The sequence below is a fragment of the Azospirillum sp. A1-3 genome (genome assembly GCF_023806445.1).
GTDB lineage: Bacteria > Pseudomonadota > Alphaproteobacteria > Azospirillales > Azospirillaceae > Azospirillum.
In genome coordinates, this window is sequence record NZ_JAMSLU010000003.1 from 188,374 (window position 1) to 214,048 (window position 25,675).

At 69.4% G+C, this 25,675-nt stretch carries 26 protein-coding genes; 9 read left to right on the forward strand and 17 right to left on the reverse strand.

Features of this window, described 5'->3' with window-relative positions; translation table 11 throughout:
• Positions 1 to 51 precede the first annotated feature (51 nt).
• The 5 genes from M5E06_RS18780 to M5E06_RS18800 all read right to left on the reverse strand — a co-directional run bounded on the left by M5E06_RS18780 (position 52) and on the right by M5E06_RS18800 (position 4,444).
• A complete protein-coding gene (locus M5E06_RS18780; protein ID WP_252139503.1) occupies positions 52 to 1,137 on the reverse strand; it encodes an aldose epimerase family protein in 1,086 nt (361 codons plus the stop codon).
• A gap of 332 nt (positions 1,138 to 1,469) precedes the next feature.
• Positions 1,470 to 1,856: an EF-hand domain-containing protein gene (locus M5E06_RS18785; protein ID WP_252139504.1), complete on the reverse strand. Its 387-nt coding sequence runs from the start codon at positions 1,854 to 1,856 to the stop codon at positions 1,470 to 1,472.
• Between the two features lie 219 nt (positions 1,857 to 2,075).
• Positions 2,076 to 3,431 carry a sensor histidine kinase gene (locus tag M5E06_RS18790; RefSeq protein WP_252139505.1) on the reverse strand — a complete coding sequence of 452 codons (1,356 nt, stop codon included), beginning with the start codon at positions 3,429 to 3,431 and terminating at the stop codon, positions 2,076 to 2,078.
• 22 nt (positions 3,432 to 3,453) lie between these two features.
• On the reverse strand, positions 3,454 to 4,113 hold the full coding sequence (locus tag M5E06_RS18795) for a response regulator (protein WP_252139506.1): 660 nt from the start codon (positions 4,111 to 4,113) through the stop codon (positions 3,454 to 3,456).
• 4 nt (positions 4,114 to 4,117) lie between these two features.
• Complete coding sequence (locus tag M5E06_RS18800; protein ID WP_252139507.1) at positions 4,118 to 4,444, reverse strand: PepSY domain-containing protein; 327 nt, start codon at positions 4,442 to 4,444, stop codon at positions 4,118 to 4,120.
• Between the two features lie 237 nt (positions 4,445 to 4,681).
• On the opposite strand from M5E06_RS18800, the gene M5E06_RS18805 reads away from it, so the two are divergent.
• The 5 genes from M5E06_RS18805 (at position 4,682) to M5E06_RS18825 (ending at position 6,829) form a co-directional block, all read left to right on the forward strand.
• Positions 4,682 to 5,119, forward strand: coding sequence for a cytochrome c maturation protein CcmE domain-containing protein (locus M5E06_RS18805; RefSeq protein WP_252139508.1), 438 nt, complete (start codon positions 4,682 to 4,684; stop codon positions 5,117 to 5,119).
• An 80-nt stretch (positions 5,120 to 5,199) separates the two neighbouring features.
• Positions 5,200 to 5,349, forward strand: a complete 150-nt coding sequence (locus tag M5E06_RS18810; RefSeq protein ID WP_252139509.1) for a hypothetical protein — start codon at positions 5,200 to 5,202, stop codon at positions 5,347 to 5,349.
• Positions 5,350 to 5,374: 25 nt separating this feature from the next.
• Positions 5,375 to 5,926, forward strand: a complete 552-nt coding sequence (locus tag M5E06_RS18815; protein WP_252139510.1) for a hypothetical protein — start codon at positions 5,375 to 5,377, stop codon at positions 5,924 to 5,926.
• Positions 5,923 to 6,369: a DUF1924 domain-containing protein gene (locus M5E06_RS18820; protein WP_252139511.1), complete on the forward strand. Its 447-nt coding sequence runs from the start codon at positions 5,923 to 5,925 to the stop codon at positions 6,367 to 6,369. Before M5E06_RS18815 ends, M5E06_RS18820 begins: the two co-directional genes overlap by 4 nt.
• Positions 6,370 to 6,379: 10 nt before the next feature.
• Positions 6,380 to 6,829, forward strand: coding sequence for a diheme cytochrome c (locus tag M5E06_RS18825; RefSeq protein ID WP_252139512.1), 450 nt, complete (start codon positions 6,380 to 6,382; stop codon positions 6,827 to 6,829).
• A 6-nt stretch (positions 6,830 to 6,835) separates the two neighbouring features.
• Here the strand turns inward: M5E06_RS18825 and M5E06_RS18830 are convergent, their stop codons facing one another.
• From M5E06_RS18830 to fliF, 10 genes are read right to left on the reverse strand one after another with little or no spacing between them, the layout of a single operon-like run.
• Positions 6,836 to 7,189 carry a hypothetical protein gene (locus tag M5E06_RS18830; RefSeq protein ID WP_252139513.1) on the reverse strand — a complete coding sequence of 118 codons (354 nt, stop codon included), beginning with the start codon at positions 7,187 to 7,189 and terminating at the stop codon, positions 6,836 to 6,838.
• A complete protein-coding gene (locus tag M5E06_RS35590; RefSeq protein WP_286208869.1) occupies positions 7,186 to 9,048 on the reverse strand; it encodes a hypothetical protein in 1,863 nt (620 codons plus the stop codon). The genes M5E06_RS18830 and M5E06_RS35590 overlap by 4 nt, the downstream gene beginning before the upstream one ends.
• 21 nt (positions 9,049 to 9,069) lie before the next feature.
• Positions 9,070 to 9,867 carry a MinD/ParA family protein gene (locus tag M5E06_RS18840; RefSeq protein WP_252139514.1) on the reverse strand — a complete coding sequence of 266 codons (798 nt, stop codon included), beginning with the start codon at positions 9,865 to 9,867 and terminating at the stop codon, positions 9,070 to 9,072.
• Complete coding sequence (locus M5E06_RS18845; RefSeq protein ID WP_252139515.1) at positions 9,864 to 11,141, reverse strand: flagellar biosynthesis protein FlhF; 1,278 nt, start codon at positions 11,139 to 11,141, stop codon at positions 9,864 to 9,866. Before M5E06_RS18845 ends, M5E06_RS18840 begins: the two co-directional genes overlap by 4 nt.
• A 46-nt stretch (positions 11,142 to 11,187) precedes the next feature.
• Entirely contained in the window at positions 11,188 to 13,371 is a 2,184-nt protein-coding gene (gene flhA, locus M5E06_RS18850) for a flagellar biosynthesis protein FlhA (protein WP_252139516.1), read from the reverse strand.
• 40 nt (positions 13,372 to 13,411) lie between these two features.
• Positions 13,412 to 14,971: a sigma-54-dependent transcriptional regulator gene (locus M5E06_RS18855; RefSeq protein ID WP_252139517.1), complete on the reverse strand. Its 1,560-nt coding sequence runs from the start codon at positions 14,969 to 14,971 to the stop codon at positions 13,412 to 13,414.
• A gap of 4 nt (positions 14,972 to 14,975) precedes the next feature.
• Positions 14,976 to 15,911 carry a motility protein A gene (locus tag M5E06_RS18860; RefSeq protein WP_252139518.1) on the reverse strand — a complete coding sequence of 312 codons (936 nt, stop codon included), beginning with the start codon at positions 15,909 to 15,911 and terminating at the stop codon, positions 14,976 to 14,978.
• Positions 15,911 to 16,228, reverse strand: coding sequence for a flagellar motor switch protein FliN (gene fliN / locus M5E06_RS18865; protein WP_085083374.1), 318 nt, complete (start codon positions 16,226 to 16,228; stop codon positions 15,911 to 15,913). Before fliN ends, M5E06_RS18860 begins: the two co-directional genes overlap by 1 nt.
• A 34-nt stretch (positions 16,229 to 16,262) precedes the next feature.
• Complete coding sequence (locus M5E06_RS18870; RefSeq protein WP_252139519.1) at positions 16,263 to 17,039, reverse strand: FliH/SctL family protein; 777 nt, start codon at positions 17,037 to 17,039, stop codon at positions 16,263 to 16,265.
• A gap of 47 nt (positions 17,040 to 17,086) precedes the next feature.
• Entirely contained in the window at positions 17,087 to 18,748 is a 1,662-nt protein-coding gene (gene fliF, locus M5E06_RS18875) for a flagellar basal-body MS-ring/collar protein FliF (protein ID WP_252139520.1), read from the reverse strand.
• Positions 18,749 to 19,333: 585 nt separating this feature from the next.
• On the opposite strand from fliF, the gene M5E06_RS18880 reads away from it, so the two are divergent.
• Positions 19,334 to 19,837, forward strand: a complete 504-nt coding sequence (locus tag M5E06_RS18880; protein WP_109149696.1) for a helix-turn-helix domain-containing protein — start codon at positions 19,334 to 19,336, stop codon at positions 19,835 to 19,837.
• Positions 19,838 to 19,851: 14 nt separating this feature from the next.
• Here the strand turns inward: M5E06_RS18880 and M5E06_RS18885 are convergent, their stop codons facing one another.
• Both M5E06_RS18885 and M5E06_RS18890 read right to left on the reverse strand, forming a co-directional pair.
• Positions 19,852 to 20,460: a transcriptional regulator gene (locus M5E06_RS18885; protein ID WP_136703731.1), complete on the reverse strand. Its 609-nt coding sequence runs from the start codon at positions 20,458 to 20,460 to the stop codon at positions 19,852 to 19,854.
• A gap of 34 nt (positions 20,461 to 20,494) precedes the next feature.
• Positions 20,495 to 22,675, reverse strand: a complete 2,181-nt coding sequence (locus M5E06_RS18890) for an ATP-binding protein (protein ID WP_252139521.1) — start codon at positions 22,673 to 22,675, stop codon at positions 20,495 to 20,497.
• A 167-nt stretch (positions 22,676 to 22,842) separates the two neighbouring features.
• On the opposite strand from M5E06_RS18890, the gene M5E06_RS18895 reads away from it, so the two are divergent.
• From M5E06_RS18895 to M5E06_RS18905, 3 genes are all read left to right on the forward strand, one after another.
• Positions 22,843 to 23,331, forward strand: a complete 489-nt coding sequence (locus M5E06_RS18895; RefSeq protein ID WP_252139522.1) for a response regulator — start codon at positions 22,843 to 22,845, stop codon at positions 23,329 to 23,331.
• Positions 23,332 to 23,511: 180 nt separating this feature from the next.
• Positions 23,512 to 24,273 (forward strand): exopolysaccharide biosynthesis protein, encoded by a 762-nt coding sequence (locus tag M5E06_RS18900; protein WP_252139523.1) that lies wholly within the window; start codon positions 23,512 to 23,514, stop codon positions 24,271 to 24,273.
• Positions 24,274 to 24,298: 25 nt separating this feature from the next.
• Positions 24,299 to 25,603, forward strand: a complete 1,305-nt coding sequence (locus tag M5E06_RS18905) for a hemolysin family protein (protein ID WP_252139524.1) — start codon at positions 24,299 to 24,301, stop codon at positions 25,601 to 25,603.
• The last annotated feature ends 72 nt before the right edge of the window (positions 25,604 to 25,675 follow it).

Sequence of the window (25,675 nt, forward strand, 5' to 3'; positions counted from 1 at the left end):
GGCGATAGGGACTCCGAGGGGAGGATGGGGGGCGGGCGGCGTGGCGCCGCCTCAGGCGACCCCGAATCGATAAACGATGGACCCGGCGGACCATTGGCCGGGACGCAGCACCGTCGACGGGAAGGAGGGGATATTGACGGCGTTGGGGAATTTCGACGGCTCGGCGCAGAAGGCGCTGTGCTTGGTGTAGAGGATGCCGCCCTTGCCGCCGTCCCGCGGAGCTTTGCCCTCCAGGAAATTGCCGGTGTAGAGCTGCAGACCGGGTTCGGTCGACAGCACCTCCAGCGTCCGGCCGCTGGCCGGGTGCAGGAAGCGGGCATGAAGGACCGGCGCCGCCCCGGCTTCCGCCTCCCCTGGCGGCTTGTCGATCACGTAATGCAGGTCATAGCCCTTGCCGAGCGCCAGCATAGGGTCGTCGGCGTCGATGCGGGCGCCCAGCGCCGCCGGGGTGCGGAAGTCGTGCGGGGTGCCGGTGACGTCCACGATCTCCCCCGTTGGCACCGCCGTCTCGCCGAGCGCCAGATAGCGGCCGGCTTGGACGGTGGCGACATGGTCGAGGATCGACGATCCCAGATCGCCCGACAGGTTGAAGAAGGTATGGTCAGTGAAGTTGGCGATGGTGGTCTTGTCGGTCGCCACCGCGGTCCAGGCGATGGTCAGGGCGTTGTCGTGGCCGACCGTATAGACCAGCCGCAGCGGCAGGGTGCCGGGAAAGCCCTCCTCGCCATCCTGGAAGACATAGGTCAGTTCCAGGCTGGCCTCGTCCAGCTGCCGGGCGTCGAAGACGCGGAAGCGCGACCCGCGCTGGCCGCCATGCAGGGTGTTGGGCGGGCTGTTCACCGCGGCCTGATGGGCGACGCCGTCCAGCGTGAAGCGCCCGCCGTCGATGCGCCCGCAATAGCGCCCGATGAAGGACCCCATCGACGCCTGCCCGCCCATCACGCCCTCGATCCCGTCATAGCCCTGGACGACATCGCCCATCACGCCGTCGCGGTCGGGGACCAGGATCTGCTCGATCTTGGCGCCGTAATTGGTGATGCGCACCACCATGCCGCGGCGGTTGCGCAGGGTGAACAGATCCACCGGCTTGCCGTCGATGGTGGCGGAGAAATTCTCACGCTTGAGGTCGGTCGCCATGGTCCAGGCATCCCTGTGGAAGTGGTCAGTAAAAACCGAGAAGCAGCAGCCCCAGGATCATCACCACGCGCAGGAGCAGCGCCGTCTCCAATGGATCCGCGGTCATGATGGGGCCTCACCGGATGGATCGTGAGATTATTATACTAATATATTAGAGTGAAAGGCAAATCGCATTCGCAGCCCGAACTCCCGCCGGACAGTTTGCCGCAGGCCGGGGAAGCGGTGCATGATGCCGAGACGCCAATGCCCCTCGGCCGTCATTCCCAACAGGATGGAAATGGCGTCGGAGGGGCGTTGGCCGGGTTCCTGCCGGTGTGCTTGTTTGGCTGGGCTTACTTAGTCTTGGCCGGCGTCCAGGCGCCCCATTCCTCGGGCGTCAGCTTGCCGTCCTTGTTCTTGTCGAACTGGTCGAACCGGGCGCCGCGGTGCGTCTTGGCGACGTCGGTCATCGAACCGGGACCGCCGCGCGGCGCATCGACGAACTCCTTCCGGCTGATGGCGCCGTCCTTGTCGGTGTCGAGCTGGTCGAACATCTGCTGGTGCATCGCACCGGTGCCGCCCATGCCCTTACCCGGACCCATACCCTGGCCCATTCCTTGGCCGCCCATACCCTGACCACCCATTCCCTGACCCATGCCGGGACCCGGTCCGGTCTGGGCGAGAGCTGAGCCGCCGACCAGCAACCCGGTGCAAAGCGCAGCAATGAGGAAGCGTTTCATCGGAACCTCCCGTCGGAAATCAGCACCCCCACCGTGACATTAGCCCCATCTGATAAAAGGGCGAGCACGCCAGCTTGTCGCAGATCCGGGGCTGGCGGAGCCTTGGATTTGGAATGCGCCCAACACGCAGCGCAACGCCCTGAGCCGGCCCGATTCCGTGACGCTACGGTGTCGGCCGACGCATGGCCGCGATGCCCCCGGCGCAATGCCGCACCCCCGTTACGCCGCCGGCAGCCGCAGCGTCGCGCGCAGCCCGCCCAGCGGCGATGCGCCGAGCTGGATGTCGCCGCCATAGAGCCGCGCCACATCCCGCACCACCGCAAGGCCGAGCCCGGTCCCCGGCGTGCTCTCGTCCAGCCGCACCCCCGGCTCCAGCGCCGCCTCGCGGCAGTCGTCGGGCAAGCCGGGGCCGTCGTCGTCCAGCGTGACGGACAGCATGCCGCCAACCTCCACTCGGCCCGTCACATCGACCCGGCCGCGCGCCCATTTGCAGGCATTGTCCAGCAGATTGCCCAGCATCTCGTCCAGATCCTCGCGCTCGCCGGCGAACAGCAGGCGGTCGGCGGCATCGACGCGGATGTCCAGCCCCTTGTCCGAATGCAGCTTGCGCATCACCCGCGCCAGCGCTGCGACGCAGTCCGGCACCGGCGTGCTGATGCCCGGCACGCCGCGGGCGGCGGCGGCGCGGGCGCGGGCCATGTGATGATCGACATGCCGGCGCATCAGCTCCACCTGCCGGACCATCGTCGCCCCCACCTCGCGCGCGTTGCGCTCGTCAAGCGTGGCGGCCTCGTTCGCCAGCACCGCGAGGTTGGTCTTCAGCGCGTGGGCCAGATTTCCGGCCTGCAGCCGTCCGCGCCCGACGGTTTCCTCCGCATGGGCCAGCAGCGCGTTCAGATCCTCCACCAGCGGCCGGATCTCCGTCGGCATCGCCACGTCGAAGCGCTTCTTCCGCCCGGCCCGCACCTCGACCAGCGCGCCGCGCAGGCGGGACAGCGGCCTTAGCCCGATCTGTACCTGGATCAGCGCCGCAACGATCAGCGCCGCCGCCAGCACCGCCAGCGACAGCGCCAGCGTGGCGTTGAAGGCGCGGGTGACGCCGGCCAGCTCGGCCCGGTCGGCGGCCACGGCGATGCGGATCGGCTCCGCCCGCTCAGGCAGCAGGACGAAGCGCTCCAGCACGAACAGCGACTGGTTCGCCGGCCCGGTCACGTCGTGCCGGTGCAGCACCCCATCCTCCACCCGGTCGTCGGGCAGGGGCAGCACGCTGTCCCACAGCGAGCGCGAGCGCAGCGGCGCGTCCCCGCTTTCTCCCACCTGCCAATACAGGCCCGACAGCGGCCGGCGGAAGCGCGGGTCGCTCAATGGCTGGCGCAGCGCCGGCCTGCCCTCCGGGCCGATTTCCAGCACCGCCGCCAGCTGTTCCAGATGGTTGCTGAGTTCCGCCTCGAAGCGCTGGCGGACATGGGTCTGGAACAGGTCGGCGATGATCCAGCCCGCCAGCATCAGCGCCAGCGCCACCCAAACGGCCGCGCCGGCCAACAGCCGGAAGCGCAGCGACTCCGTCCATCTCATCGCCCGCTCCTATGGCCAGTCCTTACGGCTCGTCCGCCCGGTATCCCAGCCCGCGCACCGTCTTGATGATATCGGTCCCCAGCTTGCGGCGCAGGCGTCCGACGAAGACCTCGATGGTGTTGGAATCGCGGTCGAAATCCTGGGCATAGACATGCTCGATCAGCTCGGTGCGCGACACCACCTGCCCCTTGCGGTGCATCAGGTAGGACAGGACCCGGTATTCGAAGGCGGTCAGTTCGATCGGCTCGCCATCCACCGTGACCCGTCCGGTGCGGGTGTCGAGCACGACGCCGCCGCAGGCGATCTCGGCGGTGGCATGGCCCTTGGCGCGGCGGATCAGCGCGCGGACGCGGGCCAGCAGCTCCTCCATGCTGAAGGGCTTCGCCAGATAATCGTCGGCGCCGGCGTCGATGCCCTGCACCTTCTCGTTCCAGGCGTCGCGCGCGGTCAGGATCAGCACCGGCACGGCCATGCCCGCCCGCCGCCACGACCGCAGCACCGTCAGCCCATCGACCTTCGGCAGCCCCAGATCCAGGATCACCGCGTCATAGGCCTCCGTCTCGCCCAGGAAGCGGCCCTCCTCGCCGTCGGCGGCGGTATCGACGGCATAGCCTTCGCCCTCCAGCCGCTGTTTCAGCTGCCGGGCCAGTTCCGGCGTGTCCTCCACCACCAGCACGCGCATGGCCTTATCTCCCTTCGCCGTGGGACCGGTGGCGGCCTCTGGTCCGCAGCAGGTCCCCCGTGGCGGCGTCATAGTCCAGCTTCAGGATCCGGCCGTCCGGCGCTATCAGCTTCAGTTCATAGTGGAAGCCGTCCTCCTCATCCTCCAGATCGACGTCGAGCACGTCGCCGCCGAACTGCTGCTTGGCGCTCTCGACGATCCGCTCCAGCGGCAGGATGCGCCCCTCCCGCAGCGCGTCGCGGGCGCGCTCGTGGTCGTCGCCGGCGTGGGCACCCGTCCCCGCCGCGAACAGCAGGATGGGGAGAAGGAGCAATGCGGGACCGGTCCTCATGATCGACCTCTCTGTCTGAACAGCATCGCGCACCGGGGCCGCGCGATCGAACCAGCATATCGTCGCATCCCTGAACCGCCGCTGAATGGTCCCCAAACGGCAGCTGAATGCCGGGGCATCGTTTTTTCCATCCTGAACGGCGGATGAACGGCCCGTTCAGGCTCGGCTCAGCCACGGTGGGGCAGAGTGCGGTTCATCGGGCGCTTCGACGCTCTCCTCCGCACCACGGGTGATGCCATGTTGAAAGCCGTTTCCCTCGCCGCCCTCCTGACCGCCACTCTCGCGACCGCCGGTACTGCCGCTTTCGCCGGCGACCACCACCGCGGCGCGGCCATCCAGCCGACCAGCCCACAGCCGATCGCCGACGTGGTGAAGGCCGGCGGCGGCACCGTGACCGGCACCGTGGAGAAGGTCGCGGCGAACTGGTTCGTCATGACCGACGGCAGCGACCGCATCGACGTCGCCAGCCGCGGTTTCCTGCCCGACGGCATCCAGAGCGGCGACCAGATCACCGTCGTCGGCGGTGTCCGCCAGGGCGCGATCCAGGCCGGCCAGATCATCCGCCAGGACGGCACCGCCTTCGGCCGCGACGCCATGGGCAAGCATGAGGGTCGTCGTCACGGCCGTGATGGCGGCCGTGATGGCGGTCGTGACAGCGACCGCGACGACGACTGACCGGAGCCGCGGAGCCGGCCGGTGATCCGCTCCCGGTCCGCTCCGCCACCACCCGTCCACCCCCGAACCGGGTCCGCGCCATGCTGAAGAAGATGATCCTCCACACCCTGCTGACGGCCCTGGTCGTCGGTGCCCTCGCCACCGCCTATCAGGCCAGGGCGGACGGCGCCGCCGGCATCGCCGCCCTGCTGACCGGCGGCCTCACCCACGACGCCAGCCACGACGACTGAGCCGCCTTCGGAAAGGGAGACCGCCATGTCCGCCTGCAAGCCGATAGCCCGCAAACCTTCCCGCGCCGAGATGACCGCCCTGCTGGCCTTCCATGCCATCGTCTCGGGCGCCTTCATCGTCGCCTATCTCACCGGCGACGAGGACACCTACGGCATGCATGTCTTCTCCGGCTATGCCGTCCTTGGCGTCATCGGCCTGCGCGTGGCGGCCGGCGTGCTGGCCCCGGCGGGAAGCCCGCTGCGCCTCCCCCGACCCTCGTTGACGGCGGTCGCCGGATGGCTCCGCCGCCTGTTCACCGGCGATGCGAAGGCCCGGACAGAGCGCAGCCCGTTGACCGCCTGGATGTCCGCCGCCCTTCTGATCGGCGTCGGGATCGCGGCGGCGACCGGTGCTCTCGCCGACTTCTTCGTCAAGGTCGAGCATCTGCACAAGGAGATCGGCGAGGCCTCCCTCTTCCTCATCCTGGCGCACATCGCCCTGGTCTTCGCGCTGCACGGCCTGAAGCGGATTCCGTCCGATATCGCGTCCCGCTGCACCGCGTGGCTGTCCACCATTTCCAACCGGGTGATCCCATGAGACCGACCAGACCGACCAAACCGATCCTCCTGCTCGCCGCCGCGGTATCGTTGGGCGCCGGCGTCGCCCTGGCGGCCTCCGGCGATCCGGAGCGTGCCCGCATCCTCGACGGCTATGCCGCCCAGGCGAAAGCGCAGACGCCCGGCTTCGCCGGCTTCTCGGCGGAGCGTGGGCGCGTGCTCTATCTCGGGCCGCATGCCGGCGGCAAGGTGGCCGACACCCCCGGCTGCGCCAGTTGCCACACCCGCGATCCGGCCGCAACCGGCCGCCATTACAAGACCGGGCGCGACATCCTGCCGATGGCTGTGTCCGCCAACCCCAAGCGCTTCACCGATCCCGCCGAGGTCGAAAAGCGCTTTGAGCGCGACTGCGTCAACGTCCTCGGCCGCGCCTGCACGGCGCAGGAAAAGGGCGACTTCATCACCTTCCTGTCGAACCAATAGCGAGCCGCCGATGTCCCCCAACCGCAGCCTCCGCCCGCTCACCGGCATCGCCGTGCTCGCCATGCTCGCCGTGACCGCCGGTGCGGCTTTAGCCAGCGAGTTCGAACGGGTCCGGCCCGTCACCCACGCCGCCACCCAGAAGGAATGCGGCGAGTGCCACATGGCCTTTCAGCCGGGCCTGCTGCCGGCGGCGTCCTGGAGCCGCATCATGGACAATCTGCAGGACCATTTCGGCGAGAACGCCAGCCTGCCGGCCGACACCGCCGCGGCCATCCGCAACTATCTGACGCAGAATGCCGGCAGCGGCGACGGCCGGCTGATCCGCATCACCGAACAGCGCTGGTGGCTGCACAAGCATGATTTCGCGCCCTCGATCTGGACGCGCAAGTCGGTCGCCGCCAAGAGCAACTGCGAAGCCTGCCACCGCACCGCCGCGCAGGGGCTCTACGAGGATGACTGAGCCCGCTTACAGCGGACGCAGGCGCCCGATCAGCCGCGGGTTGTCCCAGGTCGGCTGGCGATCCTCGATCACCACGCGGTGGGGCAGGGGCGTGTCGCTCTCCACCGCCACCTCGACCCAGCGGGGGACCAGCTCGTTGTTGACGTCGTCCAGAATGGCGACCGCCAGCGCCTCCAGCCCATCCGCAAAACCGGCGAACTCCGCCAGATAGGCCACCACCGACACCGGATCGGGCACCAGCAGGTCCGGCACCAGCCGCAAGGTCAGCCGCACCCCCGGCAGCGGCTCGCCACGCAGTTCGACCAGGAAGTCGTGGCGGGCGTCGGGGGAGGGGCGGGTGGTCAGACGCTCGCGCCTCATGCCGACACCCCCAGCCCCGCTTGGCCGGCGCGGGTCAGCTTCACCCAGCTGCGCGCCCCCGACTGGAAGGATAATCCGCCGCTGTAGCCGACGGCCCGCACGCTGTCGGCGAAGACCTGGATCAATTCCACCCGCAGCTCCGGCGGCAGGGCGGCATGGCTGCGCAGGATCAGGTCGAAATGGTTGGGCCGCACCAGACCGTCCAGCTGCATTGGCCCGAAGCGGCTGAGGTCCAGATCGATGACGAAGCGGCTGCCCGGCTTCGACCGTTCCTTGCCGCCGCCCTCCTCGTCCTCCTTCAGCGGATGGACGTGCAGCTTGATCGGCTTCGGCCCGTTCGCGTCCATCAGCGGGATGGTGTAGCTGCGCCAGTCGCCGGGCAGCGGCTCCGCCGCCTCACGCCGCAGCCCGTCGAAATCCTTCTCCAGCCGTTCCAGCAGGTCGCGGCGCCCCGCCTTGTCCAGGGCGCCTGTCGCATCGTCGCCCAGCCAGCCAGCCGCGTCGCCGCCGCGCATCGCCGCCAGGAAGAAGCCGATGGCGGCGGTCAGCTTGCGGTTCGGTTGCGGCATCGTCGCCAGCATCGACTTGGCGAGCGCCGGATCGGCCGCCGCCAGCGTCGCCATCAGCTGCCGCATCGCCGGCCAGTCGCGCCCGTCCAGCGGACCCGGCGGGCCGGGCAGGGTGGGGGCCGCCGCCTGCATCGCCTGGGCGAGGTCGGTCAGCGCCGCCGTCACCTTGGCCCCCGGCGGCAGGCTTGCCGGGACGTTCAGCGCCAGCATGCCCTGTTTGGTCGCCAGGATCGGCTGCCCCTGCGGCGTGCTGCCGGCCACCGTGCCGCGCAGGATGGGCGTGTCGGGCGGCAGCGCCGCCTCGTCGGGCTCAGTGAGGGGCTGCCCGCCGGATTGCTGGCCCGGCTGGTTCCCGGCCTGCCCGTTGCGTCTGCCGGCCTCCGGATCGCCGGGCGGGCGCGGCTGTTGCGGCGGCGGCGTAACGGTCAGGATTTTCAGCGCCACGGTGGCGCCGCGCGGCAGGTCGGGGGGCTCGGCATTGCCGGCGGTCTCGCCGGGCTGGTTCGGCATTGTCGGCGTTTCGGCACCGGGATGGGCCGCGTCGCCGCCCAGTTGGACCGGCGTGCCGAAGGTGGCGCTGCCGCCGCCCATCGTGGGGGCAGGCATAGGCGAATTGGCCGTCGGCGAAGCGGCCATCGGCGCGGCAGGCGTTCCGGCGGCCGGAGCCTCTGGTTTCGCCGAACCGGGAGTGCCCGCGGCCGGAGTCGCTGGCGTGCCCTGCGTCGGCGTCGCCGCAGGAGCCAGCGGCTTGGCGCCCGATCCGCCGGCCAGCACCAGCGCCGGCACGACCGTGCCCGGCAGCAGCGGCGGCAGGTTGGTCGGGATGGTCGTGCCTGTCGGGGTGGGCAGCAGGACGGCGGGTGCCGCTCCGCTTCCGGCCGCCGGGGGCGCTGTCGTCCCGCCGGTCTGCGGCGCGGCCGGATTGCCCACGGTGGGATTGCCCAGCGATTGCAGCAGAATCAGCGCCGTCGGCTTGGCCGGCAGGGCGGTGGTGGGCGCCCCCGTCGAGGGCGTGCTTCCCGGCGTGATCTGCACCGTGATCTGCTTGTCCGGCGGCAGCTCCGCCGCGCTGTCCAGCAGCAGTTCGCCCGCCGCGGTGCGCACGCGGGTCAGCCCCTCCGGCGTCTGGCCGGCGACGGTGCCGGTCAGCACCACCGGGCGGGTCACCTCCGGCAGCCGTTCGGGAAGCTGGACGACCGTGGCCTCGGCCGTAACGGGGGCGGGCGCGGCGGGGGCTGCCGCGGCGGTGGCGGCGGCAGGCGTGACCGACGGTGGGATCGCCCCGCCCATCCTTGGCCCTACTCCCGGCCGTTACTTGGCGCTGGCGAGCAGCCGCTGCACGATCGCCTCGACGTCGCGGGCCGCGTCGCTGGAGGGCGAGCGGGTCAGCAGCGGGGTCTGGTTGCGGATGGCGTCGCGCACCTTCAGGTCGCGGCGGATGATGCCCGCCAGCGCCGGCTTGTATTTCAGGAAGTTCTGGCAGGCCTTCAGGATGGTGCCGTAGGTGCGCTCGCCGTCCTTCACGCTCTGCGCCATGTTCACCACGATCCGCAGATCTGCCGACGGGTTGGTGGCGTGGGTCAGCTTGATGAAGGCATAGGCGTCGGTCAGCGAGGTCGGCTCGTCCGTCGTCACCACCAGCGTGGTGCCGGCCGGACCCGACAGGGTGCGCACCGTGCGGTCGACGCCGGCGCCCATGTCCATCACCACCCGGTCATAGCTCTTCGCCAGTTCCAGCAGGTCGTTGCGCAAGGACGACAGCCGCTGGCTCGGCAGCTGCGCCAGCGTGCCTGATCCCGACCGGCCGGCGATGATGTCGAATCCGGTGTCGGGGAAGCGCTGCGCCGCCTTGGACAGCGTCACCTCACCGTTGATGACGGCGCCCAGATCGTTCTTGGGTGAGAAGCCCAGCTGGATGTCGACGTTGGCGAGGCCCAGATCGCCGTCGAACAGCAGGGTGTTCATGCCCGCCTTGGTCAGGGCGTGGCTCAGCGTGATGGAGAACCACGTCTTGCCGACGCCGCCCTTCCCGCTGGCCACGGCGATGACGTTGGCGCCGCGCAGCGGGCGAACGTTCTTGAGGGCGGCCGGGAACACCGGATCGGTCATGGCAGGGTCCTCGACGAGGGGGAACTGGCGGCCTTAGCCTTGGTTGCGGATTTCTGGGCTGCGGGTTTCGTCGGCTTGGCGGCGGCGGCCCTGCGCGGTGGTGGCGGCGGTGGCGCCGGTTCGATCTCCGGCCCGTCGTCCTCCGGCTCATAGCCCCGTCCGAACTTCGGCTTGCGCTCGGGCGTATGGTCCGGCTCATGATCCGGCTGGCCGCCTTCGCCGATGTCGTCGTCCTCGTCCCACGCCGCGGTGCGGGCGGCGCGGCGCGGCGCCGGCTCCTTGACGGCGGGCGCCTTCTCCTCGGCCGGGATCATCATGCGGGCAAGCGCCAGCGGGTTCAACGCCGTTAGCCCCTCCGCCACCTTGGACGAGATGCTGGCGTCGCAGAAGGACAGCCGGGCGCGCGCGGCAATCGCCAGGACGCTGCCCAGCCGGCGGGCGATGTCCAGCCGGGTCACCAGCATGCGCCGCACGCCGACCGCCTTGAAGGCGAGCGCCATGTCGGCGGCCTCCATCGCGTCCAGCCCGGCCGGCAGCACCAGCACCGGCTCGACGTCGCCGGCGGACAGCATGGCGCGCAGATCCTGCATGTCCTCGGCGTCGAACGGGTTGCGCCCGGCGGTGTCGACCAGCACGAGGTCGGTGCGGCGATGCACCTCGAAGGCGCCGGCCAGCGCGTCGGGGTCCTCCACCGTCGCCAGCTTCAGCTTCATCAGCCGGGTGAAGGCGGCCAGCTGGTCGACACCGCCGGCCCGCACCGTGTCGGTGGTGATGACGCCGACCGAGCATTTGCGGAAGACCGCCCGCGCCGCCAGCTTGGCCGCGACCAGGGTCTTGCCCGATCCCGGCGGGCCGACCAGGGCCAACGGCTTCACCGGCGACCGGCCGTCAGGCAACGGATTGAAGGTGAAGAAGGAATCGAGCGCCGAGCCCAGTGCCAGCCGCGGATCCTCGGTGTCCAGCCCGGACGCCGCGTCGATCAGCTGCTCGGCCAGCGCGGCCGGCACGCCATGGCGCTGCAGGGCGTCGGCCACCACCTCGCCCACGTCGATCTCGGGTTCCACCGGCTTCGGCGGCGCCTTGCCCCGGCCGCCGCGCGCGGTGCCGGAGGATTGGGCCGGCGGCAGGTCGTCCTCTTCCACCGCCGCCGTGACGCGCACGCCGCCGCCTTCCTCCTCGCGCGTGGCGACGATGATGGCGTCGTCGCCCAGCGACTGGCGCACCATCCGCATGGCGTCGGACATGGTCTTGGCATGGAAGGACTTCAGCCGCATCGGCAGCGCCTTCCGTCAGCTAAGGAGGGGGGAACGGCACGCACCATCAGATCTGCCCCAGGGTCTTGATGCGGGCCTTCGGGTGGATCTCGTTCTGCGACATGACCACGGTCGCCGGCCGGAACCGCTCGACGATGGAGCGGACGAAGGGCCGGATCAGCGGGCTGGTCAACAGTACGGGGCTCTCGCCCATCATGGCATGTCGCTCGAAGGTTTGACGGACGGAGGTGATGAACTGCTGCAGGCGGGACGGGGCCATCGTCAGCTGCCGGTCGTCGCCGTCGCCCACCAACGATTCGGCGAACCCCTGCTCCCATTCGGGCGACAGGGTGACGAGCGGGATGAAGCCCATCTCGTTCGTGTTCGCGTCGCAAATCTGCCGGGCAAGGCGGGACCGCACATGCTCGGTGATCTGGGTGATGCTGCGGGTCTGGCTGGTCGCTTCGGATACCCCTTCCAATATGGTGGGAAGATCTCGGATCGAGACCCGTTCGGCAAGGAGATTCTGCAACACCCGTTGCAAACCGCCCACAGTGATCTGGCTGGGCACCACATCGGCGATCAGCTTCTGGTGTTCCTTGTCGGTCTCGTCCAGCAGCTTCTGCGTCTCGGTGAAGGACAGCAGCTCCGGCATGTTGTCCTTGATCAGCTCGGTCAGGTGGGTGGTGACCACGGTCGACGGGTCGACCACGGTGTAGCCCTTGAACAGCGCCTCCTCGCGATAGCCGGGCTCGATCCAGATGGCGGGCAGGCCGAAGGTTGGCTCCACCGTCTGTTCGCCCGGCAGGCTCATGGCGTCGCCGCGCGGGTCCATCACCAGCAGCATGTTGGGCCGGATGTCGCCGCGCCCGGCCTCGATCTCCTTCACGCGGATGATGTAGGTGTTGGGCGGAAGCTGCAGATTGTCCTGGATGCGCACCGCCGGCATGACGAAGCCGACCTCGCCGGCGATCTGCCGGCGCAGGCCCTTGATCTGGTCGGTCAGCCGGTGGCTGCCCGCCTGCGGCTGGTTGATCAGCGACAAGAGGCCATAGCCCAGCTCCAGCCGGATCAGGTCGATGGACAGCGCGGTGGAGATCGGTTCGTCCGGCGCCGGCCCGCCGCCAGGCATGCCGCCGCCCGCGCCGCCGGCCGCCGCCGCTTCCTCCGCCGCCGCGGCCTCTTCCGCGTCCTTCTTCGCGCGCAGGCGCGGCATGTACCAGGCGGCGAAGCCCACGGCGCCGATGACCGGCGCCAGCGTCAGGATCGGCATGCCCGGCAGCAGGGCCAGCACGCCGACGGCGCCGGCCGCCAGCGCCAGCGCCTGGCTGTGGCCGGTCAGCTGCCCGACCACCGCCTTGTCGGTCGAGCCGCCCATGCCGGCCTTCGACACCAGGAAGCCGGCGGAGATCGAGATCACCAGCGCCGGGATCTGCGACACCAGACCGTCGCCGATGGTCAGCTTGGTGAAGGTGTCCAGCGCCGTCATCACCGGCATGTCGTGGCGCAGCACCGCGATGGTCACGCCGCCGAGGATGTTGATGAACATGATCATCAAGCCGGCGACGGCGTCGCCCTTCACGAACTTCGACGCACCGTCCATCGAGCCGAAGAAGGCGCTTTCGTCCTCCAGCTCCTTGCGGCGGGCGCGGGCCGTGCCCTCGTCGATCATGCCGGCCGACAGGTCGGCGTCGATGGCCATCTGCTTGCCGGGCATGGCGTCCAGGGTGAAGCGCGCCGCCACTTCGGCGATGCGGCCCGAACCGGCGGTGATGACCTTGAAGTTCACGATGGTCAGGATGGCGTAGATGATCACGCCGATGACGAAATCGCCGCCCATGACCAGGCTGGCGAAGGCCTCGATCACATGGCCGGCGGCCGACGTGCCCTCATGGCCATGCGTCAGGATCAGGCGCGTGGACGCCATGTTGAGCGACAGGCGCAACAGCGTGGTGATCAGCAGGATCGTCGGGTAGGACGACAGCTGAAGCGGCTTTTCGATGAACAGCACCACCATCAGGATCAGGATGGAGATGGTGACGTTCAGCCCCAGCATCATGTCGAGCATGACGCTGGGCAACGGCATGATCAGCCCGACCACGACGATCAGGATGCCGATGGCCATCGCCACGTCGCCGCGCTTCAGCGACGATTTGGCGACCGACCACATCTCGCCGAAGGCGGCCATGTTGCCGGGGCCGCCCCCGCCACCGGGCCCACCCCCGCCGCTATTCTGCTCCGTCAGCGCCATCGATGCTCCCGCCCCTCAAGGCTCCGTACCGGACGGGCCGTCAGGCCGTCGCCCGCTCGTCGTTGCCCGGGGTGGGCACGCTGCGGCCCTCGTCGCCATACTGCTTCAGCTTGTTGCGCAGCGTGCGGATCGAGATGCCCAGGATGTTGGCGGCATGGGTGCGGTTGCCCAGGCAGTGGGTCAGCGTCTCCAGGATCAGGTCGCGCTCGACGTCCGCCACCGTGCGGCCGATCAGCGCCGCCAGACCGGCGCCGCTGGTCCCGGCGCTGGCCGTGGCCGCCGCGCTGCTGTTGGCCGCCATGCCGTAGGGGCCGGGCTTGCCGCCCTTCGGCGGGCCGTAGCTGGTCGGCAGAGTGCCTTGCGGCGGCATCACCAGCGGAGCGGAGGGCTGCTGCGGCTGGGACGGCGCAGCCGGCACGGTGCCGCCGGGACCGGCGAACGGGTTGGCGACCGGCGAATCGCTGGGGATGGAGGCCTGTGCGCTGCCTTCCGGGGCCAGCAGCTTGCTGGTCAGCATGATCGCTTCCGGCCCGACCTCTTCGCCACGGGACAGCAGGACGGCGCGGTGCATGGTGTTTTCCAACTCGCGCACGTTGCCGCGCCAGTGATGCGACTTCAGCATCAGCATGGCGTCCTCGGTCAGGCGCTTGTCGCCCAGCCCGTTGGCCTCCGCGTATTTCTTCAGGAAATGCTCGGCGATCATCGGGATGTCGGCCGGGCGTTCGCGCAAGCTGGGGATCGCCACGCTGAACACATTCAGGCGGAAATACAGATCCTCGCGGAAATTGCCGGAGCGGACCTCCGCCTCCAGATTGCGGTTGGAGGTGGCGATCAGGCGGACATTGACCTTCACCGGCTGGCTGGAGCCGATGCGGTCGATCTCCTTTTCCTGGATAGCGCGCAGCAGCTTGGCCTGCAGGCGCGGATGCATCTCCGACAGCTCGTCCAGCAGCAGGGTGCCGTTGTTGGCCTCCTCGAACTTGCCGAGACGCCGGGCAACGGCGCCGGTGAAGGCGCCCTTCTCATGCCCGAACAGCTCCGATTCCAGCAGGTTCTCCGGAATGGCGGCGCAGTTCACCGCGACGAACGGTTCGTTGGACCGCCGGCTCTTGCGGTGGATGAAGCGGGCCATCAGCTCCTTGCCGGTGCCGCTCTCGCCGGTGATCATGACCGAGGCGTCGCTGGGCGCCACCTGCTCGGCCAGCCGCAGGGTCGCCAGCATGGCCGGGTCGCTGCAGACGATGGAGTGGCTTTCCTCGGCCACCGCCTCCAGCACCGCGGCGATCAGCTCGGCGTTGGGCGGCAGCGGCAGGTATTCCTTGGCGCCGGCGCGGATGGCGCGCACGGCCGCGGCCGCATCGGTGCCGATGCCGCAGGCGACCACCGGGATGGTGATCCGCTCCGACTTCAGGCTGTCGATGAAGGTGGCGATGTCCAGCTTGACGTCGATCATCACCAGATCGGCGCCGGCGGCGGCACGCAAGGCGTTCAGCGCCCCTTCGATGCTGTCGGTGTGCGACACCTTGGCCCCCCGCTTCATGGCAATCTTGCCGGCGGCGGTGATGTAGCCTTCCAACGTTCCAACGATCAGCAGACGCATAGCCTTACGCTCCCACTCTCGGGGCTTCCCGGTCGAAATACTGGATCCGCTTTCCAGGCGGCAGGACGGCGTTCAGGAGCATCTCCAGACGCCGCGGATTCTCCTGGCGCGCGATGGACACGGCGCCAATGGTGTAGAGGGTCTTGACCAGCGCGTCCTCCTCCGCCGCCCGCTCCACCTTGGCGGCGAGCGGGGCGAGGACGACGTTGCCGAGCACGGCCCCGTAGAAGGTCGTCAGCAGAGCCAGCGCCATCGCCGGCCCGATGGCCGACGGGTCGCTCAGGCTGCCAAGCATCTGCACCAGACCGACCAGCGTGCCGATCAGCCCCATCGCCGGCGCCACTTCCGAGGCGCGGCGCAGCACGCCGGCGCTCTTGCCGTGGCCGCCGGCGGTCGCCTCGACCTCGCCGGTCAGCATCCGCTCGATGGCGTCGGGCGGCAGCCCTTCGGTGATCAGGGTGACGCTGCGGTGCAGGAAGGGTTCGCCGCGCAGTTCCGGCAGGACATTGCGCAGGGTCTCCGGCCCGGCCCGGCGGGCGGCCTCGGCCAGCAGGATCACCTGCCGGGCCACGCCCTTGGGGTCCAGCGTCTGGTGGACCAGCACCGCCGCCGCGTTCCTCCAGGCCACCGCCACGTCGCCCAGCGAGAAGGAGGCGGTGGTGACCGCCAGCGTTCCGCCCAGCACGATCAGCAGCGAGGGCGGATCGAGGAAGGCGCGGGCCGACCCGCCGGTGGTGATGGCGATCAGGATCACCCCGGCGGCGGCGGCCAGCCCGACCAGCGTCGCCACGTCCAGCCCGCCGCGCAGCCGCACGCTCCGCCCCGGCGCGGTCGCGCCGGTATGGGCGGCAGCCGGCTCGCCCTGGGCCGCGGCGGCACGGGGACCGCCGGCCGGGGTGGCCTTCGCGCGGGACGCGGCGCTGTCGGACGAAATCGCCATCAGCCCCGGTCCGACTTGATGATTTCCGTCATGGTCACGCCCAGCCGGTCTTCCACCACCACCACCTCGCCGCGGGCGACCAGGCGGTTGTTGACGTAGATGTCGATGGCCTCGCCGACCTTGCGGTCAAGCTCCACCACCGCGCCGCGGCCCAGCTTCAGCAGCTGCGCCACCTGCATGGTCGATTTGCCCAGCACCGCGGAGATCTGGACGGGGATGTCGTACACCGCCTCCAGATCCTTGGTGATTCCGGGGCTGGCGTAGTCGTCGCCATCGCCACCCTGCAGATCGTTCAGCGAGAAATTGTCGCTCGGCATGTCGGTCTCGGACCTCCTTCATTCCGGACACCCCTTAGACGGGGGCCGGAGCCTCCAGCATGTGCGCGGCGCGGCGTTCGATTTCGGCCAGCAGTTGGGCGGTGTCCCGCTCCATGCCGCCCTCGGCCCATTCGATGCGGCAGCCGCCGGGGGCGATCGACGGGTCGCCGATCACCATCAGCTTGGCGCCGAAGCCGCGCGAGCCCACCGTTTCGTCCAGATGGTCGCGCACCAGACCCATCGTGTCCTCGGCCACCCGGATGACCAGCCGCGGCTCGTCGATCAGGTCGGTCAGGCAGGTGCGGACCATGCCCTCGACCTCGACCATGCCGCCGCGCCGCGCCCATTCCGGCAGCAGCTTACGGACGATGGCCAGCGCCAGATGGACCGGCTGTTCGCCGCGCGCGGCGTTGCCCGCCTCGCGCTCCGCCAGCAGCCGCTGCACCCCGTCGGCGATCTGCGACAGGGCGTTGGCGATGCGGTTGTTCACCGTCGCCTCGATCTCCGTCTTGCCGCGCTCGTAGCCGGTGTTCTGGCCGGCGGCCATGCCGTCGGTGAAGCCCTTGCCGTAGCCGGCGGCGGTCCCTTCGGACTTGCCGGCGGCCATGCCCTCCTCGTAGCCCTGGGCGCGGGCGGCGGCCAGTTCCTCCTCGCCGAAGGTCGGGGCAGGCGGCAGTTCAGGCTCCGGCTCGGGTTCCGGATGGGCCGACAGCTCGTCCTCGGGCAGCAGGTCGTCGTCCTCCACATGGGTCATGCGGGGAACGGCGTCCACGTCGAAGGACTCGTCGAAGAGGAATTTGCGCACGCTCATCGCCGCGTTCCTTCCTCGAATTCAGTGGAAACGGAGGCCGGCATCGCTCAGCTCTCCTGATACAGCCAGTTGCGCAGGATGGAGACCGCCTCTTCCGGATGCTTGTCGACGATCTCGCCGACCTTGCGCAGGGAGGACGCGCGGACGCGGCCTTCCACCCGGTTGATGTCGATCATCTGCTCCAGTTCCTCGTCGGCCTGCGCCGCTTCCAGCGCCAGATCCTGGGCCAGCGCGCCGGTGGGGGCGGCGAGCGCGGCCGGCATGCCGGCCTGATCGGTCAGCAGGCGGTCCATCTCGTCCTCCTCCTGCATCTCCGCCTTCTCGAAGGCGCGGGAGATCAGCGGGCGGATGACCAGCAGGATGATGAGGACGGCGACGATGCCCAGCACGACCATCTCCGCGATGCGGAACAGGTCGTCCTTGGTCATGCCCATGAACAGCTCTTCCGGCTTCTGGATGTCGTCCTCGGGCGACCAGAAGCGCATGTTCACCACTTCCAGCGAGTCGCCGCGCACGGCGTCCAGCCCGACGGCGGACCGCACCAGCGCCTTGATGCTCTCGATCTCCTGCTCGCTGCGCGGCTGGTAGGTCGGCGCGCCGTCCTTGTTGTTCTGATAGGTGCCGTCGACCAGCACGGCGACCGACATGCGGCGCACCTGTCCCGCCTCGCGGACATGGGACTTGGTGGTCTTGGTGATCTCGTAGTTGATCGTCTCTTCGGCGCGGGACGACTTGTTGGAGGACAGCGGGCTGGCGCTGCTGCTGGCCTGGGCCGTCGGCAGGTTCTGGTCCACAGTCACCGGGGCCAGCGGGTCGCGGTCGCTGCTTTCGTTCGATTCGTTGACGGTCTGGGTCGAGCGGACGACCTGGCTTTCCGGATCGAAGATCTCCGACTGGGTGGTGATGCGGTCGAAGTCGAGGTCGGCCGACACCTCCGCCCGGACCTTGCCGTAGCCCAGCGTGCGGCCCAGCAGATCCTCGATGGTGCGGGCCATCCGCCCCTCATAGGCCTGCTTCTTCTCCTCCGCGCTCGCCATCATCGCTTCGGCGGTGTCGCTGCCGGTGCCGCGCGCCAGCAGGTTGCCCTTGTCGTCGACAATGGAGATGCGGTTGGGATCCAGGTTGGGGACGGAGGCGGCGATCAGCTGCTGGATCGCCTGGATGTTCTCGCGGCTCAGCTTGGCGCCGGGGCGCAGCTTCAGGAAGACGCTGGCGGTCGCCGGGTTCTGTTGGCGAGCGAACAGCTCGCGCTTGGGCAGCACCAGATGCACGCGGGCCTGCATGACGCCGTTCAGTGTCTGCACCGTGCGCGCCATCTCGCCTTCCAGCGCGCGCAGGTGGTTGATGTTCTGCATGAAGCTGGTGGCGCCGAACCCCTCGCCCTTGTCGAACAGCTCGTAGCCCACCGATCCGCCCGACGGCAGGCCCTGGGCCGCCATGCGCATGCGCATCGGCCCAACCTGATCGGCGGGGACGGTGATCTTGGAGCCAGACTTGTCGACGCTGTAGGGGACCTTGGCCTCCTCCAGCTTCTTGGCGATGGCCGCCGCCTCCGACTGCTGGAGGTCGGAATAGAGCAGTTCCATTTCCGGCGTGGACAGCCGGGTGGTCAGATAGACGAAGAATCCGATCAGCAACAGCCCGACGCCGCCGATCGCCGCAAGGCGTGCGGGTCCGAGATTGCGCAAGGTCTGCAGCAGGTTGTTCACGCGCGGTCCCCGATCGGAAATCTTCCCGGCATACTCTCCACACGTCTCCGTTTCGCGATTGCGAGACGGTTTGTGCAAGTTCCGCGCCGGGCATGCCTATGTTGGGGCATGCTGCGGTGTCTTGATGAAGAGAGGGTTAATCGGCGGCAGTTTTTGCCGGGCGCCCGGCAAAATATGCCTAGTGCCCCGCAAATGTTGCAGCCCTGCGGCGGCTGTGCAACGGCTTCGCTCGCAACCTTGGGTCACAATGACGCAGCCGGCTCCGGGCGTGAGCGGAGCCGCCCGCCGGACGCGACTGTGGGTAGGACGATACCGCTCAATGCGCGAAAAGAGTGCGGTCCTATGACCAACCGGCTGATTCCCGCGAAAACCGCCCTGCCCAAAAGAGGTAACTGGTCCAGCGGCGGTTGACATCGGCAGGTCGCGGTCATAGCTGAGTTGCATTCCGTCCCCGTGACCGGCCGATTCGTCTTCCCGGCGACGTGTTCCTAAGCTTCGGCGCCAGTGTAGGCGTTCCGGATGGCGGCGGGAGGAGTCGGCTGCCGGGACCAGTGCGGGCCAGTACAGGATCGAAGGGGAAAAGCCATGAAACGGCGTGGGCGCGAAAAGAAGGAAGGCCTGAACGAGGTCGATGTGTTCGTCGGCCAGCGCCTGCGGGAGCTGCGCATGCTCGCCGGCCTCAGCCAGAGCGACGTCGCCGCGGCGTTGGGGCTGACCTTCCAGCAATTGCAGAAGTACGAGCGCGGCTTCAACCGCGTGTCCTCCAGCCGCCTGTTCAAGCTGGGCCAGTTCTTCCGTGTGCCCGTCTCCGTCTTCTTCGAAGGGCTGGAGAACCGCCAGCAGGCGGGCGAGGGCGGCGAGATGCCGGCGGCGGCCGGCGGCGAGGAGCAGGAGAACACGCTGCAATCGCGCGAGGCGCTGATGCTGGCGCGCTATTTCCAGAGCATCCGCGACCCGCAGATCCGCGCGGCCATCCGCGAGCTTGCCGAGCGCTGCGCCGAGCAGCAGGCCGACGGGGCCTCCACCGGCGCGGCGCCGGCGCCCAAGCGCGGCCGTGGCCGTCGGGCGGAGCAGGGCGGCCACGCCTGATTCCGACTGGGGTCTCAGGCCGGCTTCAGCCGCCGGTAATGCTCCAGGAAATCGGCCAGCGCCTCCTCCGGGCCGAGCGGCACGATGGCCGCCTCGTCCGGGTCGGGCAGGTCGCGCCAGTTGACGCGGTGCGGCGCGCATAGGTCGCGCAGCTCGGTCGCCAGCGCCCGCTGGTCGGCCAGCTTGACCGCCTTCGGCTCCGGATGGCGGAAGCCGAAGCGCAGGGCGAGCGCGCTCTTGATCGGCTCCACCGCCTGCCGGATGGCGTCGCGGCCGATCCGCACCTTCCACGGCGTCGGCCAGTCGCCGGTGAAGGCCTCCTCGCAGTCATGCATCAGCGCGTCGTAGGCATAGCCCTGCGGCGCCAGCCGGCTGGCCAGGACGCAGTGCTGGGCCACGCTGAAGAAGCGCTGGGTATTGCCGACGAAGCGGCACTGGTAGGCCAGCGGCCGGGCGATGTCCTCGATGTCGAAGGGGCCGAAGTCCGGCCGCTCCAGATCCACCGTCCGGCCCGAATAGGTGATCATCACCGCCGTCGGCTCGGGCACGTCGAGCAGATCGAACTGGTCGGGATGGGTGACGCGCGGCGACCCGCCGCGCCGCTTCGGCGTTGCTTTCTTCATCCCTGGAGTCTCTAGCAGATCGATCCCGCGCCGCTCAACCGCGCGTAATCTCCCTCTCCCCGGGGGGAGAGGGGATACTTTCTGCCGGGTCGCGCACCAGGCTGCTGGTGGCAGCGACGGTGGTTTCCAGAAGCGGCAGCAATGCCGCGACCTTCTCGGTGTCGGCCGGGCTGTCGTTGATGGCGCGGGCGATGGCGGCCATGCGGGGGGCGCCGAAATTGGCGGCCAGCCCGGTCAGCGTGTGGGCCGCCTGCTTCAGCTCCTTCGGCCGGCCGGCCTGCAGGGCGGAGCGGATCGCCGTCAGCTCGCGCAGGGCCGTCTCCGGCAGCAGCAGCAGCATGCCGTCCAGCGCCTCGCCGCCCAGCGCCAGTCGCAGCTCCGCCAGCTTGACCCGGTCGACCAGCGGCAATGCCGAGAACTGGCCGCCCTCCACCGCTGGGCGGCTGGGCATCGGCACCACCCGCCCGTCTTGCGGGCGCGTCGCCAGATCGATCAGCACGGCGTTCAGCTGCTCCCAGTCGATCGGCTTGGTCAGATAGGCGTCCAGCCCGGCCGCCATATGGCCGTCGCGATGCTCCGGCAGGGCGTCGGCCGACAGCCCGACGATGGGGATGCGCGCCACCGGCCCGTCCATCCGACGGATCGCCCGCGCCGTCGACCGCCCGTCCAGCACCGGCATCTCCATGTCCAGGATCAGCGCGTCGTAATCGGCCGCCGTGACCGCGGCCAGCGCCGCCCGCCCGTCGGTCACCGCGTCGATCTGGTGGCCGATGCGGGTCATCATGGCGACGATCAGCATGCGGTTGATGTCGTTGTCCTCGGCCAGCAGAAGCCGCAGCGGCACCCGCGTCGGCTCCGGCATCTCCGCCGCCGACAGGGCCGGCCGGGAACCGAGGTCGGCGGCCGGCTGCGCCTCCGCCAGCCGGCTGCGGATCGAGAAGCGGAAGGTGGAGCCGCGGCCGGGCGCGCTGGAGACGGTGATCTCGCCGCCCATCGCCTCCACCAGCCGCTTGCAGATCGCCAGCCCCAGCCCGGTGCCGCCATATTTGCGGCTGGTCGACACGTCGGCCTGGACGAAGGCGTCGAACAGGCGGGCGCGCTGCTCCGCCGTCATGCCGATGCCGTGATCCTGCACCTCGAACCGCAGGATCACGGAGCCATCCGGCGCGCCCAAGTCCCCTGGCGCGCCCAAGTCCCCCGGCGGGCCGACAGGAGGGTCCGGCGACCACACGGCGATCTCGATCGCGCCGCGGTCGGTGAACTTGATGGCGTTGGACACCAGATTGAACAGCACCTGCCGCAGCCGGGTGGGATCGCCGCGGATGTGGCGCGGTGTGTCCTCGGCGATGGAGGCCGACAGGCTCAGCCCCTTGGCCGCCGCCCGCACCAGGAACAGCTGGACCACGTCCTCCACCAGCCGGGGCAGCGAGAAGTCGATCTCCTCCAGCGTCAGTTGTCCCGCCTCGATCTTGGAGAAGTCGAGCACGTCGTTCAGGATCGTCATCAGCGTATCGGCCGACGAGCGCAGCGTCTTGACGAAGGCCTTCTGCTGGTCGTTCAGCCCGCTGCCCATCAGCAGGTCGCCCATGCCGATCACCGCGGTCATCGGTGTGCGCAGCTCGTGGCTCATCATCGCCAGGAAGCGCGACTTGGCGCGGCTGGCGTTCTCCGCCGCGATGCGGGCGGCCTCCGCCTCCTCCCGCGCGCCGTCCAGCTTTTCGGCCAGGGCGAAGGTCTCGGCCGCCAGCTTGGTCAGCTGCTCCTCGGCGGCGCGCAGTTCCTCCTGCGACCGGCGGCTGTGGGTGACGTCGGCGCAGGAGGCGGCGATCCAGCGCGCCCGCCCATCGGACTCTCCCCCTGGCCCCGGCACCGGCCGCAGGCTCAGCGCGTTCCAGAAGGCGGTGCCGTCCTTGCGGTAATTCAGCACCTCCACCGACAGTGGCCTCGCCTCGGCCAGCGCGGCGCGGATCGCCGCCGCCGTCTCCGGATCGGTGGCCGGCCCCTGCAGGAAGCTGCCGTCCTGGCCGATCACCTCGTCGGCCGCATAGCCGACCATTTTCAGGAAGGCGCGGTTGCAATAGACGATGGGGTGGTTGGGAAGGGTGGCGTCGGACACGGCGATGCCGCCGCCGCTGGCCTCCACCACGGCGGCGAGCATCGCCGCGTCGGGCGAACTGCCGAAGGGGGACAGGGGGGCGGCGGGCGGCGGGGTCAAGGGAGGAGCGGTCCTGATCGGTTCGGAAGGGCTGGCCTTGCGGCGGGTGGCAAGGATAGGACGTTGCGTGCCGGATTGCCATTCCCCGTCGGCGGGATCCGGGTGTCCGCGGTCCGGCAATGGCGATTCCGTTAACGACTGCGCAACAATACATCCAGAAAACTGTGTTGTCCGGTCGCGCGGCCAGCGTCCGGGTGAACACAGGCGGAGCGGAGAGCGTCATGGTGGTGGAGGCAGGTGGGCGGACCCGCCAGGTCCGGACGATACATGATCTCGGTGTGCTTCTGGTCGAGGACGACGACTTCACCCGCAAGCTGATCTACCGGCTGCTGCACGACATCGGGCTGCGGACGGTGTTCGAGGCGGCGGACGGCGTCCAGGCGCTCGACATCCTGCGCAAGAACGGCGAGGACGTCGACGTGGCGATCTGCGACCTGGAAATGCCGCGGATGACCGGGCTGGACCTGCTGCACGCCCTGCGCACCGCCACCGGCAACCCGCTGGCCGACCTGCCGGTGCTGGTGCTGACCGGCCACCGCGAGGCGGATGTGGTGAAGCGCGCCATCGCCTACGGCATCTCCGGCTATCTGGTGAAACCGGTCTCGAAGGCCGACCTGACGAAGCGCCTGGCCTTCGTCATGCAGAAGCGGCAATAGCCTGGACGGGCAGGGGCCACCCTGCTGTCCGTTCCGCGGTCCGACCTCAACCGGCGCTGGCGCTTTTGCCGCCCTTCCTGTAGAAGGGAGATCGCTACCGCCGCGACGCGAAAGGTCCATGGGTTCCTGCCATCCTTCGCCCGGCCCGCTCCGATCCCGTTTCCGGCATCGGGGAGAGCCGTGAGCAAAGATCGACCTCCCGGGTCGTCCCCCAGGTCGTACGACGCACCCCATCCCAGTGCGGAAGGGAGTTGTGCGCGCGTTTCGGACCTGCTGGACGACTTCCTGACGCGCGGCGCCGCCACCGGCGATCCACTTTCCAACGATCCGGCCGCCCTCTCCCGCATCCCGCTAGGCGAGACGTCTTCTCGAATCTCTCTCGGCGAGACATCTTCGCGAATCTCGCTGGGCGAGATTGTGGACGCGCTGGGCGACCGTGCCTTCGGCGCGCTGCTGCTGATCCTTTCCATTCCCAACGTGCTGCCGGTTCCCGGCCTGTCGACCGCCACCGGCGTGCCGATGATCCTGCTCGGCGCCCAGATGGCGCTGGGCCGGCATGGCCCCTGGCTGCCGCGCCGCATGCTGGCGGCCAGTTTCGACCGCAAGGCCTTCCTGGGCGTGATCCGCCGGGCCAAGCCCTGGGTGGAGCGGGTGGAGCGCCATCTGCGGCCACGCATGCCGGCGCTGGCCGGTCCCACCGCCGAACGGATGCTGGGGCTGGCGGTGATGATTCTGGCCGGCATCCTGTCCCTTCCCATCGTTTTCGGAAACCAGCCCCCCGCCTTCGCCATCGCGCTGATCGCGCTGGGGCTGATGGAATCCGACGGTGCCTTCGTCTCGGCCGGCCTGATCGCCGGCCTTCTGTCCATCGCCATCATCGCCGCCGTCCTGCTCAGTCTCGGGCAGGCGGCGGTCGCCGTGGCGCAACAATTGATCGGTTGAGGGAGCGCCCTAAGGGCACAACGCCATGATCTGGGAACTGTTGGTCATCGTCCTGCTGATCCTGCTCAACGCCTTCTTCGCGATGTCGGAGATGGCGCTGGTGTCGGCGCGCCGCGCCCGGCTTCAGCAGATGGCCGAGGAGAAAGGCGGCGCGGGCGCCCGCGCCGCGCTGGAGCTGTCGGAGGATCCGAGCCGCTTCCTGTCCACCGTGCAGGTCGGCATCAGCCTGACCGGCATCATTGCCGGTGCCTATGGCGGCTCCACCCTGGCCGAACGGCTCGGCGGCGTGCTGGACGAGCAGGTCGCCTGGATCGCCCCCTACGGCCACACCGTCGCGTTCGCCCTGGTGGTCGCCGCCATCACCTATTTCTCCCTCATCATCGGCGAACTGGTGCCAAAGCGCGTCGCCCTGATCTCGTCGGAGCGGATCGCCGCCATGGTCGCCGCCCCGATGCGGACGGTGTCGCGCCTGTCGGCTCCGGTGGTCTGGCTTCTCGGCGTGTCGAGCGACGCGGTGCTGAAGCTTCTGCGCCTGCCGACCTCGCGCGAGCAGACGGTGACGGAGGAGGAGGTCAAGACCCTGATCGCCGAAGGCACCCAGAGCGGCGTCTTCGAGCCGGCCGAGCGCCAGATGATCGAGGGGGTGATGCATCTGTCCGACCGCACGGTGCGGTCGATCATGACGCCGCGCCCCGACCTGATCTGGCTCGACATCGACGACAGTCCCGACGCCATCGGCCGCGAGATCTGCGACAGCGGCTATTCCCGCTTCCCGGTCTGCCGCGGCGACGTTGACGAGCTGCAGGGCATCGTCGCGGCCAAGGCGCTGCTCGACCAGTCGCTGAAGGGGGTTTCCTTCGACATCCGGGCGGCGATGGTCCAGCCGCTGGTCGTCCACGATGGCACGCCGGTCTTCCGCCTGCTCGACCTGTTCAAGCAGGCCAGCGTCCACATGGCGGTGGTGGTGGACGAGTACGGCAGCGTCGAGGGTCTGGTCACCATGACCGACATCCTGGAGGCGATCGCCGGCGAACTGCCTGACAGCAGCCACGAAGGCGACACCGCCGCCGTCCAGCGCGAGGACGGCAGCTGGCTGGTCGACGGCATGACCCCGGTCGAGGAGATCGAGGCGCTGGTCGGCGTGAAGAACATGAAGGGGGAGGGCGATTTCCACACCATCGCCGGCTTCCTTCTCGATCATTTCGGTCACGTTCCGACCGCGGCGGAGCATTTCCACTGGAACGGCATCCGTTTCGAGGTCGTCGACATGGACGGCCGCCGCATCGACAAGGTGCTGATCCAGCTGAACCCGGAGGTTTCGGAGGGGTGAGTTTGGCGTTTACTCTTGATGCCCCCTCCTCATCCCTCCCCCGCTCTCAGCGGACCTACGGTCCGCCTGTCG